Genomic DNA, 15,974 nt, shown 5'->3' on the forward strand with positions numbered 1-15,974 from the left:
GGTGCGTCTTGACTGAGTCCATGTCGCGATGAGCTGTGTGACCGGCGATGCCCGCAGCGGGCTTCCTCGTCGTAGGTCCCTGGTCCGGGCGGATGGACAGGCCCGAGCCTGGTTCACCAGCGGCCGGAGGCCCGGCGGCAGGTGCCGCCGGGCCTCCGGTTGTCACTGTGGTCTGTGTGAGGTCAGTCCTCCTCAGGGGATGAAGTTGATCGGACCGTTGGCGGACGTCACGTTGAAGGTCAGGTTGAAGTTGATCGACGCGTTGGGCGGAACCATGCCGAAGCAACCCACCACGTTGTCGGCCGTGAGGCCGGGGCCGCTGATGACCAGATCCTGCACAGTGGTTGTGCCGGTGGTCGACTTGATGGCCTCCTTGAAGTCGGCGTCGACCGAGTTGTTGACAGTCAGGTCGCAGCCGGGACCATCCACCACGAGGCAGTTGTTGACGGCCAGGGTGCCGTCAACGGTGTCGGTGAACAGGTCGTCCACGGTCGGCAGAGCCCCGCCCACGAGGTCCCAGCTGACCACCAGGTCGCAGACCTGGTTGATCGCCACGCTGATGCCGAGCGGACCGGTGCAACCGGTGAAGGTGGTGCTGGTGATCACCAGGTAAGGGTTGGGGGCGCTCGTGTTGCTGGAGTTCACGTAGCCGCTGCCGGTGGCGCTGGTGCAGCCGGCCGGGATGCTGCCCATCGTGACGGTGATCGGGCCCTTGTTGGCCAGGGTCACCGGGTAGGCGCCGTCGGGCAGTGCGGGGTTGCCCACCGTGATGGCACGGAGCGGGCCGGTGGCGGCCTGGGCGGCCGGCGAGAACGCCAGGACGGTGAGAACCGCCGCGGCGAGTGTCGTGAGTAGCTTGCGCAACATGGGATTCATTCCCTTTCTCCGGGGGTGCGGCACGGGTTGTGCCGGTGGGCAATAGTGGCCGGTGTGATCCGGGTCACGGCAAGGGGTCTTCGGAAATTGGTGGGGATAGTGCTGGCCGTTTGTCGTGCGGCTGATAAAGGCGTTTCGATTTCCGAATACCAGTCTGTGTTTCTTGTCGAAAGGTCCCGCGGGGGCGCCTCCATGGCGTATCGCGCTCGCGCGCGGGCCGCGGGGCGGTGTTGGGTTCTCGGGTGCCCGCCGCGGGTCGCCGTCATCCAGCGTCGGTTCGTGGCCGGCCCCTGCTCACCGGGGTGACAACTTTCGGGGGTGGCTGGCGATCTCGCGGCGGATCGCTGACGTCGGTGCGCGGGGTCTGCCTAGGGTGTGGGACACGTCACGCCACGGGGGTGTGCGGCGAACGAGGAGGAAGCTCATGGCGTTGTGGGACATGCGGAGGCTCGATCGGCGGCCACGGCGGTGGCTGAGGTCGGTGACCGTGGCGTCCGCCGCCGGGGCTCTGGCTTTGGGGGTGCTCGCCGCCACTCCCACCGCCCCCGCCGACGCCGCCCCGTTGCCGGGCGTCACGGCGCGCGGCAACGCGGGCCTGATGGCGCCGGTGGATCTGGAGTTCGCTGGAGAGTTCATGGGGTGGGGCCGTGGCAGCGAGGGTCAGACGACGCTGCCGGCCGCGCTGCAGGGCGTGGCACTGAGCAAAGTCGTTGCCGGGAGCAACATGACGCTGGCCTTGACCGCGGCCGGCCGCGTGGTTGGCTGGGGCGCCGACGTCGCCCGGCTCTGGGACGTGCCTGCCGACGTGCAGTCGCTGGACGTGGTGGACATCGCGACCGCAGGCGGATATGCGGGGGTGGTTACTCGCAGCGGTCACGTTCGCATCTGGGGTCAGCCCAGCGAGGTGGACCCGACGCCGCTCGACGTGCCAGACGGGCTGACCGGGGTCAAGCAGTTGGTGTTCCCGGGCGCTAGCGCCGCACTGGCGTTGCTGGAGGATGGCTCCGTGGTGGGCTGGGGTTGGGGCCAAGAGGGGGTAACCACGCCACCGGCCGGGCTGAAAGCCAAGGCGATCACCGGTGTCAATCTGGCAGCCTACGCGATCACCGAGGACGACACTGTTGTCGGCTGGGGCACAGCTGCCGGCCATTCGCTGCCCCCGGAGACCCAGGAAATCGGCAACGTAGTCGCTGTTTCCGCGGTCACAGCCCCCGGTGACCAGGCTCGTGGGATGGCCGAGTTGGCCGACGGTTCGCTCGTGACCTGGGGCATCGCTGGTCCAGAGTTGCCTGATGTCGGCCCAGATCAGGTCGTCGCATTTGCATCGTCCCAAGGATCGCTGGTGCTGACCGAGGATGGGGTCTTCCACCCGGGTGGCTCCACAGTTGGAAATCCACCTGTTCGGACCCTGCTGACCCCACCGGCCGAGGCCCAGGAGCAGGCGGTGGCTCAGTTCAGCGTGGGCAGCGCTCATGCTGCAATGATCGTCACCAAGATGCTGCGGGCTGTGGACCCGACGGTCGCCGGGTCTCCCGAGGTGGGGACGACGCTGACCGGCACGCCGGGCACATTCTCCGCGGATCCGGACCAGGTGACGAGTGTGTGGCTGGCCGATGGACAGCCGATTCCCGGTGCCGAGGGGGCCACGCTGACGCTCACGGACAACCTGGCCGGCAAGCGGCTCAGCTACCGCTCGACCGCCACCAAGGCCGGCGAGGAGTCGATCTCGTCGACCTCGCCCGCGACCGCACCGGTAACTATGCCGAAGCCCCTGACGCCGCCGAAGGTGAGCTCCACTACGACCGTCGGCAAGGTCAAGGTCGCCAAGAGGGCTGTCAAGATCAAGCTCAAGGGCACGGTCAGCTCCGGTGCCAGCCTGGCCGGGCAGGCTGAGGTCACTATTGCCAAGGGCAAGAAGACGATCGTGACGACGTCGGTCCCCGTCGCGGTCGATGGCACCTTCAAACTGACGGTGAAGAAGTTCGCCAAGCGTGTCGCCAAGAAGACGAAGAAGGCATATCCCGGCAAGTACCGGATTACGATCGCCTATCTCGGCAATGCCGGAGTGCTGCCAAGCAGTGGTAGCGCGACCGTCAAGGTCAAGCGGTAGGCGGGGATGCGGAGAGAACACCGCCGACGGCGCCGACGCACTGCTTCCTTGGCCGCGGTGTTAGGGATCGTGCTGCTCGCCTGTCCGTGGGCGAGTCAGGCCGAGGTCTACAGCCCCTACCCAGGCCTGCCTGAACCGAGTTTCCCGTCGGGCTCCTGGGGCTACGTCGCGCAAGGAGGCATCGCCGAGACGGCGAAGGCACGCCAGTGGGTTGCGGTGCCTCCCACGACGGTGGGCTACTGGTCAGGTCAAGTTCGACGGGACTACGCCCCCGAGCCAGGGGCTCTGTACCGGGACACCATCCGCGGCGAGGCGTTCTTCGTTTCGCCGCCCGGCGCGGCGGAGCCTTATGGCTATCTGCCGCCGCTGCGGGTACGGACGGTCGGCTTCGGACTGCTGCCGGTGGAGGCGGTCGTACAGGTGCGACAGCGCCGGTCCGGTGGACGGCCACTGCCAGTCGTCGCCACCGTCGTGGGTACACGGTTCGATGACGATCCCAGCGGGCCCAACGGCCCAAGCGGATCTATGCGCCTCGAGCCAGTCAGGATCGAGGACGCTTTCGAGGTCCGGGTCACCAAAGTGCTGGTGGACGGCGTCGATATCGGCCTTACTGGTGCGTGCCGCACGGTCAGGCCCGCGCCGGTCGTGATGGTTGGCCCTGGTCACGTCATTCCGCCCGGGGTGGGGGACCCGCAAGCGTACTTCCGAGCACTCGACCCGACGACCTTCTTCCATCCCCTCTACGGTGGCCAGCTCGCTGGCTCGCTCGACCTGCCGGCCTTCACCGGTTGCACCACCGAGAGCGGCGACGACCTGTCGCCGATGATCACGCTCAGCGTCTCCGGTCCAGGCAACCGTGCGGTGTTCAACGCGGGCTTCCCGTGCACGCGCATCGTGCAGGGCACACAGATGCCTCCTGCACCGGGGGAATGGAACACGCTCCCGGTCGATGAGACCTATCCCTGCACCACCCCAGACCCGATGGACTACCCAGACCGTCCGGCCGACTGACCGCCCAGGCATAGCCCCCGGAGCCTGGGCTCGGCAACCGTTGTTGTCACCCCCCTGACAACAACGGTTGCCGCCTGTCCGCATGCCCGCTTTCGGGCCCGCGTGACGGGGGACACACCTACGCTGCTGGGGACCGCCCCTTCGGTCACGGCAGCCCCACAGAGCAGCACGCGTATCCAGCACGTACGAGAACCGCACAGAATCCAGGAGGACCCGTGGGCGGATCGATCGAAGTCACCGGACTCAGCAAGACCTACGGCCGCCAGAACATCTGGCACGACGTCACGCTGACCCTGCCGCCCGGCGAGATCACGGCGATGATGGGGCCCTCGGGCACCGGCAAGTCGGTCTTCCTCAAGTCGCTCATCGGGCTGGTGCAGCCCGAGGAGGGGCAGGTGCTGATCGACGGCGTCGACATGGTGTCGGTGCCGGAGTCGCACAAGCTCGAGCTGCGCAAGAAGTTCGGCATCCTGTTCCAGGACGGCGCGCTCTTCGGCTCGATGAACGTCTACGACAACGTCGCCTTCCCGCTGCGCGAGCACACCAAGCTCAAGGAGCCGCAGGTGCGCGACGTGGTGATGGAGAAGCTCGACATGGTCGGGCTGGTCGGTCAGGAGCACAAGCTGCCGGGGGAGATCTCGGGCGGCATGAAGAAGCGGGCCGGCCTGGCCCGCTCCCTGGTCACCGACCCGGAGATCATCCTCATCGACGAGCCGGACTCCGGCCTCGACCCGGTGCGGACCTCCAACCTCGCGCAGCTGCTGATCGAGGTCAACGCCGCCACCGACGCCACCATGCTGGTCGTCACCCACAACATCGAGCTGGCGCGCACGCTGCCCGACAACATCGGCATGCTCTACCGCCGCGAGCTGGTGATGTTCGGGCCGCGCGAGGCCTTCCTGATCACCGACCACCCGGTCGTCTCCCAGTTCATGAGCGGCGACCCGGACGGCCCGATCGGCATGAGCGAGGAGACCGACCACCGGCGCTCCGACCTGATCGACATCGGCGGCGGCTACCCCGGCGGCGGGATGATCCCCAGCGGCGCCCGCGCCATCGAGGTCGTGCCCCGTCAGCTCGCGCCCCGCTCGGGCGCGGCCCGGCCCAGTGCCGAGCGGCACCGGGCGCGGGTGGCGTCCGGGGGCGCGCCCCTGTACGTCGCCGACGACGAGGAGTCTGACCAGGCCCGCTCCATCGCGCGCCCCAGCCTCCCCGTCCGCTCGCTGACCGCGACAGGCAGCCTCTTCGCGCTGGCGCTGGACACGATGCGAGCGCTCTTCCGCCGCCCGTTCCGGGCGAGTGAGACGCTCGAGCAGTTCTGGTTCGTGGTCAGCGTGTCGTGGGTGCCCGCGATCCTGATCTCGATCCCGCTGGGTGCGGTCATCGCCCTCCAGCTGGGCACCCTGACCACCCAGCTCGGGGCGCAGTCCTTCACCGGCGCGGCCAGCGTGCTCGCCATCGTGCAACAGGCGGCCCCCATGGTCACCACGCTGGTGATCGCCGGCGCCGGAGGTGCCGCCATCTGCGCGGAGCTCGGGTCGCGGACCATCCGCGACGAGATCGCCGCGATGCGCGTGATGGGCCTCAACCCCGTGCACCGGCTCGTGGTGCCGCGGGTGCTGGCCTGTGTCGGCGCGGCGGTCCTGCTCAACGGCCTGGTCTCGGTGGTTGGCGTGCTCGGCGGCTACTTCTTCAACGTCATGCTCCAGGGCGGTACGCCGGGCGCGTACCTGTCCAGCTTCACCGCGCTGGCCCAGATCGCCGACCTGTGGATCGGTGAGATCAAGGCCGTGATCTTCGGCTTCATCGCCGCCGTCGTGGCCTGCTACCGCGGTCTCAACACCGCGCCCGGCCCGAAGGGCGTCGGCGACTCGGTGAACCAGTCGGTCGTGGTCACCTTCCTGCTGCTCTTCTTCGTCAACTCCGTCCTCACCGCGCTCTACCTGACGCTGGTGCCCATGAAGGGGGCCTGACATGGCTGCCACCACACCGCAGCCCCGGTTCTCGCCGCCCAAACAGGTGGCGATGCGGCCGGTCGACAAGCTGGCCCAGATCGGCGCCGACATGCGGTTCTACGGCGAGGTGCTGCGTCACGTCCCCGCGACGATCCGGCACTACCCGCGCGAGGTGATGCGCCTGCTGGCCGAGGTCAGCTTCGGCTCCGGCGCGCTGGCCGTCATCGGCGGCACCGTCGGCGTGATGCTCGGCCTCACGCTCTCGGTGGGCCTCGTCGTCGGCATGCAGGGCTACGCCGCCCTCGACCAGATCGGCACGGCGACCCTGACCGGCTTCATCTCGGCGTACTTCAACACCCGCGAGGTCGCCCCGATGGTCGCGGCGCTCGCGCTCTCGGCGACCGTCGGCTCCGGCTTCACCGCCCAGCTCGGCGCGATGCGGATCAACGAGGAGGTCGACGCGCTCACCGCGATGGCGGTCTCCAGCGTCCAGTTCCTCGTCACGACCCGGGTCATCGCCGGCTTCGTCGCGATCATCCCGCTCTACGTCATCGGCCTGCTGACGTCGTACGCCGGCTCCCGGCTGGTCACCGTCTACGTCTACGGCCAATCGGCCGGCACCTATGACCATTACTTCGAGCTCTTCCTGCCACCCATCGACATCCTGCTGTCGTTCGTCAAGGTGCTCGTGTTCGCCGTGATGATCATCCTGGTGCACTGCCGGATGGGCTTCTCGGCCTCCGGCGGCCCGGCCGGCGTGGGCGTCGCGGTGGGCCGCGCGGTGCGCCGCAGCCTGGTCTCGGTGGCGCTGCTCGACCTGATCCTGTCCATGGCGCTGTGGGGCGCCACGACCACGGTGAGGATCGCGGGATGAGTGCGACCAGTCCAGGACGGATCCGCGACGTGATCGTGGGAGCCTGCGCGCTCGGCATGACCGTCGCGCTGCTGACGGTGGCCTATCTCGCCTACCACCGGGTGCTCATCCCGAGCGAGACGGTCACCCTGCGCACCGATGTCGTCGGCAACGCCATGCAGAGCGGCTCCGACGTCAAGCTCAACGGCGTGCCGGTCGGCCACGTCGAGAAGATCCGGGCCACCGAGGACGGCGCCGCGCTGTCCCTGGCCCTCGACCCGAAGGTGCTGCGCCTGTTGCCCGACAACGTCGTCGCCCGCCTGCTGCCCAAGACCCTCTTCGGCGAGCGGTACGTCGCCCTGGTCGAGCCCGGCGCGCCCAGCAGCAGCCACCTACGCGGCGGCGACGTCATCCGTCAGGACGCGTCGGCCGAGGCCGCCGAGCTGCAGCAGGTCCTCGACGAGCTGTTGCCGGTGATGAAGGCGATCCAGCCCGACAAGCTCGCCGCGATGATGGGCGAGTTCGCCGAGATGCTGCGCGGCAACGGAGAGAAGATCGGCGACGCGATGTCGATCTGGCAGGGCTATCTCACCAAGCTCGAGCCGCTCGTGCCGCAGATGGCCGACGACCTGGCCCGGCTCGGCCGGGTCGCCGAGGAGTGGAACGTCGCGGCGCCCGACCTGGTCGACGCGCTCGCCACGATGACCACCAGCACCAAGCTGCTCGCCGACGAGCAGACCCAGCTGCGCGACGTCTACGCCAGCGTGATCGGCTCGGCCGACACCACCCGCGGCTGGGTGGCCGACAACCACAACACGATCACCGTGCTGTCCAAGGAGAGCCGCCGGGCGCTGCGGGCCACCTCGCCCTACGCCTCGCAGTTCCCCTGCCTGTTCCGCGCCGTGCGCGGCTACATCCCCAAGATGAAGGCCGCCCTCGGCGAGGGCCAGGGCGAGCCCGGCCTGCACGCCGTACTCCAGGTCGTGCCGACGCGGAGCAAGTACCTCGCCGGCCGCGACAAGCTCACCTACACCAAGGGCAACCCCAAGCCCCGGTGCCCGTACATCACCGGTCAGGTCGGCACCCAGCCGGCTCCCCGGGCCACGCTGCCCGGTACGGCGGACCCGGCCGAGGCGGCCGACACCGGCTGGCCCGCCAGCGGCACCCCGACCGGCGACGCCCCCGCCGACGGGTCCGGCGACTCCGGCGAGCCGCCCGCGATCGCCCCGCCGCCGGGCAACAGCGTGCAGTCCTACGAATACGCCATGACCGGGCTGGGCGACGCCAACTCGCCCGCCGAGAACCAGCTGATCGCCGAGCTGGTCGCGCCCACCCAGGGCCTGGCCCCCGGCGACTACCCGACGTGGAGCAGCCTGCTCCTCGGGCCGACCCTGCGGAACACGAAGGTGGTGCTGCGATGAGCGGCGCGTCCGACCGCCACCACCTGCGCTGGACGGCGGTGAAGGCCCTGGTGTTCACCGTGGCCACCGTCCTGGCCACCACGGTGCTCGCGCTGACGATCCGCAACAGCTCCGGCGGCGACGCCCAGGACTACGCGGCCGTGTTCACCGACGTCACGAGCGTGAGCCGCGGCGACGACGTCCGGGTGGCCGGGGTGAAGGTCGGCAGCGTCAAGGACGTGAAGATCACCGACACCCGGCTGGCCAAGGTGCGCTTCACCGTCCGCAAGGGCGTGCGCCTGCCGGACACCACGATCGTCCAGATCCGGTTCCGCAACCTGGTCGGCCAGCGCTACCTCGCGCTCGTGCAGCCGTCCGGGGTGACGAGCAGCCCGACGAACGCGCCGGCCGGCAGCGACATCGCGCCGGCGAGCAGCACCACCGGCTCGCCGGCCTCCGGCGGCACGATCAAGCCGGGGCACACCTTCGGCGTCGAGCAGACCCGGCCCGCGCTGGACCTCACCCTGCTCTTCAACGGCTTCCAGCCGCTGCTGCGGATGCTGGACCCCGACGACGTGAACCGCCTCAGCGAGCAGATCATCGCCGTCTTCCAGGGCGAGGGCGCCACGGTCGAGGGGCTGCTGAAGAGCACAGCCTCCCTCACCACCACCCTGGCCGAGAAGGACCAGGTGATCGGCGAGCTCATCTCCAGCCTCAGCAGCGTGCTCACCACCGTCAACGAGCGCTCCGGTCAGCTCGACACCACGCTGGTCACGATGCAGCAGCTGGTCTCCGGCCTCGCCGAGGACCGGGCCGCCATCGGCGGAGCGATCAGCGGCATGGGCGACCTGACGACCAGCATCGCCGACCTGCTGGGCCGGACCCGCCCGGCGGTGCGTCAGTCGATCCGCCACCTGGGCAAGCTCTCGCAGAACCTCGACGAGCACAGCGCCGAGGTGGAGTCCTTCCTCGAGCTGCTGCCCGTGAAGCTGGACCGGATCGGCCGGCTGAGCAGCTACGGATCGTGGCTCAACACCTATCTGTGCTCGATGGAGGGACGGATCCCCATGCCCCAGGGATATATGGGCGACCTCGGCGCCCTCCCGGTCGCGGAGAGGTGCCGGTGATGACCCGCTACCGCCGCTCCTTCGCCGAGCGCAACCTGGTCGTGATCGCCGTGGTCGGGATGCTCGTCCTGGGCGTGTCCTTCACCGCGGCCCTGAAACTGTCGTCCCTGCCGTTCGTCGGCGACGGCAAGGTCCACGAGGCGGTGTTCGCCGAGGCCGGTGGGCTCAGCCCGGGCGACGAGGTCCGGGTGGCCGGCGTCCGCGTCGGCGAGGTCACCGAGATCGACCTCCGCGGACGCGACGTCGTCGTCCGGTTCCGCGCCAAGGGCGTCGACCTCCCCGACCAGACCACGGCCGCGATCAAGGTCAAGACCATGCTCGGCCAGAAGTTCCTGGCGATCGACCCGCTCGGCTCCGGTGAGCTCAAGGGGGCGATCCCCCGCGAGCGCACCTCCGTGCCGTACGACGTCAACGCCGCCTTCTCCGACCTGAGCACCGCCGCCAGCGAGATCGACACGCCCCAGCTCGAGCAGAGCTTCCGGGCGATCTCCGACGCCTTCCGCGGCACCCCCGACTCGGTCCAGCAGATGGTCGAGGGCCTGACCGCCCTGTCGCGCACGATCTCCACGCGCGACGACGACCTGGCCGAGCTGCTCAAGGCGACCACGCAGGTCAGCGGCACCCTCGCGGAGCGCCGTGAGCAGATCGCTGCCCTGATCAACGACGGGTCCGACCTGCTCGGCGAGCTCCAGCAGCGGCGCGACGCGGTCAACGCGATGCTGGTCGGCACCGCCGACCTCGGCGCCCAGGTCCGTGGCTTCGTGCAGGACAACCAGAAGGCACTCGCCCCGGCCCTGGCCAAGCTCGACAAGGTCTCCGCGATCCTCGAGCGCAACCAGGCCAACCTCGACAAGGCGCTGCGCCAGCTCGGCCCGTACTACCGGGTGCTGGCCTCGGCCACGGGCAACGGTCCCTGGGCCGACTCCTACCTGTGCGGCCTGTTCGACGACGACCTCAACCCGATCCTCGAGAACGACGTGGTCCGCAACTGCCACCCCGGAGGTGCCCGATGAGCTCCCTGCGTCAACGCCGGCTCGTGATCGGCCTGGTGGTGCTCCTCCTCGTCGCCGGCGGCTTCGGTCTCCGAGCGCTGCTGCGCGACGAGCCGGTGCGGTTCAGCGCGATGTTCGAGTCCACGGTCGGTCTCTACCCGGGCTCCGACGTCCAGGTGCTCGGCGTCCCGGTCGGCCGGGTGACCGCGGTCAAGCCGGTCGGCGAGCAGGTCCGGGTCTCCATGGAGCTCGAGCCGGGCCGCGACGTGGCCGCCGACACCGCGGCCGTCATCATCGCCCCGACCCTGGTCAGCGACCGGTTCGTCCAGCTCACCTCGCCCTGGGTGGCGGGGGAGGGCACCGCCAAGCTCCGCTCCGGCGCCGAGCTCGACATGGACCGGACCGCCGTGCCCGTCGAGATCGACGACCTGTACGACGGTCTCAAGAGCGTGTCCGACGCCCTCGGGCCCGAGGGGGCCAACCGGAACGGCGCGCTCAGCGACCTCCTCGAGGTCGCGGCCGACAACCTGGAGGGTCAGGGCGAGGGCCTCAACACCATGTTCCGCGAGTTCGGCGAGGCCAGCGCGACGCTGTCCGGTCTCGACGACGACTTCTTCGCCACGATCAGCAACTTCGAGAAGCTCAACGCGATGCTGCTCGCCAACGACTCCGCCGTCGGCGAGGTCAACAAGCAGTTCGCGGACGTGGCGGGCTACCTCGCCGAGGACCGCGACGACATGGGCGCCGCGGCGAAGAACCTCGGCGAGGCGATGCAGGTGCTCGACGACTTCATCCGCGAGAACCGCGGCAAGCTGAAGGACAGCGTCGACAACCTGGTGCCCACCACCAAGGTGCTGCGCAAGCAGCGCGAGTCCCTGGAGGAGATGGTGCGGCTGGCACCGCTGCTGATGCAGAACCTCCTCGACCTCTACGACCCGGAGCACAACGTCCTCGTCGGCCGCGGCAACCTCAACGAGGCCACGATCTGGGCCGACGCGCTCACGGCGCGGACCTCCGAGGACGCGCCGCCGACGATGTTCGAGGGCGCCGGAAGGAGCCGACGATGAGCATCCGACGCACCACGCGACCGCGGCGTCGTCGTACCGGTCGCTGGGCCGCGGCCGGCGCGGCGCTGGCGTTCGTCCTGTCCGGATGCGGCCTCGGCGGCGGCATCTACGACGTGCCGCTGCCCGGCGGCGCCGACGTCGGCAGCGACCCGATGACCATCACCGTCGACTTCACCGACGTGGTCGACCTGGTGCCGCAGAGCAGCGTCAAGGTCTCCAATATCGCCGTCGGCCGGGTCTCGAAGATCGAGCTCAACCCCGACGGGCTCAGCGCCCGGGTCACCCTGGTGATCCGCAACGACCTGGATCTCCCCGAGAACACCGCCGCCCGACTGCAGCAGTCCTCGCTGCTGGGCGAGAAGTACGTCGCGCTGGTGCGGCCCGCCACGCCGGCCGGCGGGGACGAGCTGCGCACCGGCTCCCACATCGAGCTCGCCGCGACCAGTCAGGTCGCCGAGGTCGAGCAGGTCCTCGGCGCCGTCTCGACGGTGCTCAACGGCGGTGCGGTGGGCAAGTTCCAGGAGATCTCCCGCGAGCTGCAGAAGGTCGCCGACGGACGGCCCGAGCAGATCCGCGACTTCCTGCGCACCACCCGGGTCTTCGTGGAGAGCCTCGACGCGCGCAAGGACGCGATCGCCGACGCCCTCGAGTCGCTGGCGGACCTGTCCACGACGCTCGACGGCGACCGGGACAAGATCGCCACCGCGCTCGAGGGGCTCAGTCCCGGCATGAAGGTCCTGGCCGAGCAGCGGCCGCAGCTGGTGGCGATGCTCGAGTCCCTCCAGCAGCTCAGCACCGTCACGATGCGCACCATGAACGCGGCGAAGGAGGACATGATCGAGGACTTCCGGCTGCTCGAGCCGATCCTCAAGAACCTCGCCGCCGCCGGTGACGCCCTGCCCGAGTCACTGCAGATCCTGCTCACCTATCCGTTCCCCGACGCCGTGCTCGGCGCGATCAAGGGCGACTACCTCAACGCCTTCGTGACGACCAACTACAGCTCGCTGCCCCCCGGCTGCGCGGCGATGGGCTGCCCGTGGGCCCAGCCCGGCTTCGACCTCGGCGCCATGGCGTCCGGGCGGCCGGCGCTGGCGCCGCGCGGCTCCGCTGAGGCGCCGCCGCCCACGACCGAGGGGAAGGCTCCGGCCACGGAGTCGCCGTCGGGCGCGCCGTCCTCGTCGCCGACGGCGGGCTCCTCGCCGTCGCCGTCGCTGCTGCCGCCGACGGACTCCCCGGTGCCGGGCATCCCGACGCCGACGCTGCAGGTGCCCAAGCCCAGCGGCACCGCGAGTCCGACCGGACCGACCGGCGCACCGTCGTCCACTCCGACCGCTACGGAGGACTGATGCTCAACATCACCGCCAAGGCCAAGCTGTTCGTCTTCATGGCGCTCGCGATGGTGACCACCACCTTCCTCGCGGCCCAGTACGTCGGCCTGGACCGCTATGTCGGCGGCTACCGCGTCACCGTCGACCTCACCGAGGCCGGCGGCCTGTTCGACAACAGCGAGGTCACCTACCGCGGCGTCCCGGTCGGGCGGGTCGAGAGCCTGGTCGCCACCGGCGACGGCGCCCGCGCCGTGGTCCGGATCAAGCCCGGCTCGCCCGACATCCCGGCCGACGTGGAGGCGCGGGTCGTCAACCGCTCGGCGATCGGCGAGCAGTACCTCGACCTGCGCGGTGGGCCGCTCGGCGGCGACAAGTTGGGCGAGGGGGACCGGCTGAGCGTGCGCGCCGACGGCCTGCCGCCGTCGCTCGACGGACTGCTGCGCAGCGGGCGGGACTTCGTGGCGTCGGTGCCCTCCGAGGCGCTGACCACGGTCATCGACGAGACCTACGACTTCTCGCGCGGCAACGGCCAGCACATGGCCCGCCTGGTCGAGACGTCCTCGGAGTTCGCCCGCACGGCGGACAAGAACTTCCTGGTCTCGGCCAGCCTGATCCGCAGCTCCGGCACGGTCCTGGCCACCCAGGAGGCGTCGGCGGAGAGCTTCCAGAGCTTCAGCGAGGACATGTCGCTGCTGGCCCATGCCCTCGCCGAGCAGGACGACTCGTGGCGCAAGCTGATCGAGCAGACTCCGGCTGCCGCGCGCGAGCTCGGCACCCTGTTCTCGACCGTCGGACAGCCGCTCGGTGACCTGATGGGCAACCTGGTCTCGACGGCGCAGGTCTTCGGCACCAATGCGGCGGGGGTCCGCGAGACCCTGATCAAGCTGCCCGAGGGCATCAGCATCACCTACGCCGTGATGACCGCCAAGGGCCTGCGGATGGGTGTCACGCCCACCTTCTTCAACCCGCTGCCGTGCGTGACCGGCTATGGTGCGACCGAGATGCGCCCAGGCCTGGACACCAGCCCCGGCAAGCCGTTCAACCTCGAGGCCGGCTGCACCGCCCCCGCCGCGGGCGGCAACGTCCGCGGGCCGAGCGCGGTGCCGAAGGGCAAGCGGCCGGTCGACGTGGACCTGACCGGCAGCCTGGAGGACCTGATGGGAGGGACGCCGTGACGGAGGGACGGAACGCACCCGCCGAGGCCGCGGAGGAGTCGGAGCCCGACGTACGCCCGTCGGTCGTGGTGCTGGGCGCGGACGACGCCGTGGCCGCCTCGCGACGCCCCCGCCTGGGGAACTGGGCGTGGCTCGTGCTCGCCGCCGGCGTCGTCGCCCTGGTGGCGGCGTACCTGTCCTGGAGTGGGGCCGACGACGACCCCGCGCTGGCACGCGCGGAGCTGCGTGACCTGGCCGTCATCGAGGGCACGGCCGCGATCGAGACGATGAACTCGATGGACTACCGCGACGTCGAGGCGGGCCTGGAGGCCTGGCGCTCGGTCACCACGGGTGTGCTGCGCGACCAGCTGGCCGCGATCGCCGCCGACGAGCGCGAGCTCCTGGCCGACCAGGGCAAGGTCGCCTCCGGCCGGGTCGTGGAGGCCGCGCTCACCGAGCTCACCGACCGCACCGCCACCATGATCGCGGCCGTGGAGGTCACCGTCGCCGACAAGGACCCCGCCCAGGAGCCGACCGTGAAACGGAACCGCTACAGCGCCGACCTCGTCCTGGTCGACGGCCACTGGCTGCTCGAGAACCTCGCCCAGGTCCCGGTGACCACCTCATGACGGTCATGACGCGATCCGGCAACCGGACCCGGCTCGCCCAGGCGCTCGCGCTGGTGGTCGCCGTCGTCCTGATCGGCGTCGCCGCGGTGCTCGCCGTACGGGCGCAGGCGCTGCGCGACGACCCAGCGCTGGCCAACCGCGCCCTGCTCGACGAGGCCGCCGCCCGGGGCGTGACGACCGAGGTCTCCCGGGGGCTCGCCCAGGTGTTCAGCTACGACTGGTCGCAGCCCGGGATCACCGAGGCCGCGGCCGACGAGCTGCTCTCCGGCCAGGCGCGGAAGGAGTACGACACCCTCTTCGCCAGCCTCCAGGAGCGCGCTCCCGACCAGAAGCTCACCCTGAGCACCCAGGTCCAGGTGGCCGGCGTCCAGCGCCTCACCGAGACCGAGGCGACCCTGCTGGTCTTCCTCGACCAGTCCAGCAGCCGGGCCGAGGACGAGGAGTCCTCGGTGTCGGCCGCCCAGCTACGGGTGGACGCCGAGCGCAAGGGGCGCTCGTGGGTGATCACGGCCCTCGATCCGCTGTGACGGCCCGCCGCGGGGCCCGGGCTCAGGCGCCGTGCGTCAGATCGGGTGCCCAGGTGGGGAGCAGCGAGCTGAGCGAGACGCCCAGTGCCTGGCTCAGCGCCATCGTGTTGCGCAGGCTCATGTTGGCCGGCGACCCGGGCTTCGACTCGCCCTTCTCGTACTGGCGATAGGTGTTGGCGGCGATCCCGGCACGTTGCGCGACGCGCTCCTGGCTCAGCCCGGAGTCGTGACGGGCCCGCTGGAGGTTGACGCCGATCTCGCGGACGTAGGCATCCCAGGAGTGGTCGGCGGACGAGGAGGACACGGGGTCAAGCATGCCGAGAATCACCGACACAGATGTACATACTGGTATGTGGATATCTGGTGAGCGGAGCGCTCTGTGGACAACGTCCGGCCGACGGCGGCAGCTGTCGGGGCTGGTTCCTAGTCTTCAGAGACCGTCACCATCCGCCCGGACTCCGGAGGCAGATCATGGAGAGCTCGCGCCCCACCTGGCTCGATGAGCCGTGTCCGTCGTGGTGCCTCCGGGAGCACGACGAGGACGACCACCCGGAGGACCGGGAGCACCGCGGCGAGCCGGTGGACCTCGCGGTGGTTGCCACGGGTGAGGATGCTGTACCCGTGACCGATGCCCTGGCCCCGCTCGATCTCATCGTGCAGCTCCACCGTCGCGTCGGTGCGCCGGTGGAGTGGGTCAGCATCGAGCCGGCCGAGGCGCGTCAGCCCCGGCTGGCGCTCACGCGCGGCTCGGCCCGCGCCCTGGCGACCGCGCTGCGCCGGGTCGAGGGCCACCCGGGACCGGGGTCCCTGGTCGAGATCCCGGACGATTTGTCATCTGGATGACAACTGAGGACAGGTGCCCGGAGCGCGTCGACCGCGCGTGAGCAACGATCAGGACAGGAGTGAGACTGTGACCGGTGACACAGAGCGTCCAGGGGGAGGCGG

15 protein-coding genes and 1 pseudogene are annotated in these 15,974 nt (G+C 70.1%); 14 read left to right on the plus strand and 2 right to left on the minus strand.

The annotated features are described in order from the left end of the window. Positions 1-192: 192 nt before the first annotated feature. A complete protein-coding gene (locus QJ852_05865) occupies positions 193-867 on the minus strand; it encodes a hypothetical protein (GenBank protein WGX97964.1) in 675 nt (224 codons plus the stop codon). Positions 868-1,357: 490 nt separating this feature from the next. On the opposite strand from QJ852_05865, the gene QJ852_05870 reads away from it, so the two are divergent. The 13 genes and pseudogenes from QJ852_05870 to QJ852_05930 all read left to right on the plus strand — a co-directional run bounded on the left by QJ852_05870 (position 1,358) and on the right by QJ852_05930 (position 15,029). After that, positions 1,358-2,986, plus strand: a complete 1,629-nt coding sequence (locus QJ852_05870) for a hypothetical protein (GenBank protein WGX97965.1) — start codon at positions 1,358-1,360, stop codon at positions 2,984-2,986. Positions 2,987-3,055: 69 nt separating this feature from the next. Further along, positions 3,056-3,997 carry a hypothetical protein gene (locus QJ852_05875; protein WGX97966.1) on the plus strand — a complete coding sequence of 314 codons (942 nt, stop codon included), beginning with the start codon at positions 3,056-3,058 and terminating at the stop codon, positions 3,995-3,997. Between the two features lie 215 nt (positions 3,998-4,212). Continuing rightward, a pseudogene (locus QJ852_05880) lies at positions 4,213-4,809 on the plus strand (ATP-binding cassette domain-containing protein). 381 nt (positions 4,810-5,190) lie between these two features. Beyond that, positions 5,191-5,970, plus strand: coding sequence for an ABC transporter permease (locus QJ852_05885; GenBank protein WGX99536.1), 780 nt, complete (start codon positions 5,191-5,193; stop codon positions 5,968-5,970). A 1-nt stretch (position 5,971) separates the two neighbouring features. Beyond that, positions 5,972-6,826: an ABC transporter permease gene (locus tag QJ852_05890; protein ID WGX97967.1), complete on the plus strand. Its 855-nt coding sequence runs from the start codon at positions 5,972-5,974 to the stop codon at positions 6,824-6,826. Continuing rightward, entirely contained in the window at positions 6,823-8,226 is a 1,404-nt protein-coding gene (locus QJ852_05895; protein ID WGX97968.1) for an MCE family protein, read from the plus strand. Before QJ852_05890 ends, QJ852_05895 begins: the two co-directional genes overlap by 4 nt. Beyond that, complete coding sequence (locus QJ852_05900; protein WGX97969.1) at positions 8,223-9,332, plus strand: MCE family protein; 1,110 nt, start codon at positions 8,223-8,225, stop codon at positions 9,330-9,332. The genes QJ852_05895 and QJ852_05900 overlap by 4 nt, the downstream gene beginning before the upstream one ends. Further along, positions 9,332-10,345: an MCE family protein gene (locus QJ852_05905; protein ID WGX97970.1), complete on the plus strand. Its 1,014-nt coding sequence runs from the start codon at positions 9,332-9,334 to the stop codon at positions 10,343-10,345. The genes QJ852_05900 and QJ852_05905 overlap by 1 nt, the downstream gene beginning before the upstream one ends. After that, a complete protein-coding gene (locus tag QJ852_05910) occupies positions 10,342-11,391 on the plus strand; it encodes an MCE family protein (GenBank protein ID WGX97971.1) in 1,050 nt (349 codons plus the stop codon). Before QJ852_05905 ends, QJ852_05910 begins: the two co-directional genes overlap by 4 nt. After that, on the plus strand, positions 11,388-12,737 hold the full coding sequence (locus QJ852_05915; protein WGX97972.1) for an MCE family protein: 1,350 nt from the start codon (positions 11,388-11,390) through the stop codon (positions 12,735-12,737). The genes QJ852_05910 and QJ852_05915 overlap by 4 nt, the downstream gene beginning before the upstream one ends. After that, positions 12,737-13,894, plus strand: a complete 1,158-nt coding sequence (locus QJ852_05920; protein ID WGX97973.1) for an MlaD family protein — start codon at positions 12,737-12,739, stop codon at positions 13,892-13,894. The genes QJ852_05915 and QJ852_05920 overlap by 1 nt, the downstream gene beginning before the upstream one ends. Beyond that, positions 13,891-14,502 (plus strand): hypothetical protein, encoded by a 612-nt coding sequence (locus tag QJ852_05925; protein ID WGX97974.1) that lies wholly within the window; start codon positions 13,891-13,893, stop codon positions 14,500-14,502. Before QJ852_05920 ends, QJ852_05925 begins: the two co-directional genes overlap by 4 nt. Before the next feature lie 5 nt (positions 14,503-14,507). After that, positions 14,508-15,029 (plus strand): hypothetical protein, encoded by a 522-nt coding sequence (locus tag QJ852_05930; GenBank protein WGX97975.1) that lies wholly within the window; start codon positions 14,508-14,510, stop codon positions 15,027-15,029. A 22-nt stretch (positions 15,030-15,051) separates the two neighbouring features. Here QJ852_05930 and QJ852_05935 read toward each other — a convergent pair whose 3' ends face one another. Next, on the minus strand, positions 15,052-15,333 hold the full coding sequence (locus QJ852_05935; GenBank protein WGX97976.1) for a helix-turn-helix transcriptional regulator: 282 nt from the start codon (positions 15,331-15,333) through the stop codon (positions 15,052-15,054). A 167-nt stretch (positions 15,334-15,500) separates the two neighbouring features. Between QJ852_05935 and QJ852_05940 the strand changes: the two genes are divergently transcribed. Next, complete coding sequence (locus QJ852_05940) at positions 15,501-15,872, plus strand: hypothetical protein (protein WGX97977.1); 372 nt, start codon at positions 15,501-15,503, stop codon at positions 15,870-15,872. Positions 15,873-15,974 lie beyond the last annotated feature (102 nt).

It is taken from the genome of Nocardioides sp. L-11A, from assembly GCA_029961745.1.
Taxonomy (GTDB): Bacteria; Actinomycetota; Actinomycetes; order Propionibacteriales; family Nocardioidaceae; genus Nocardioides.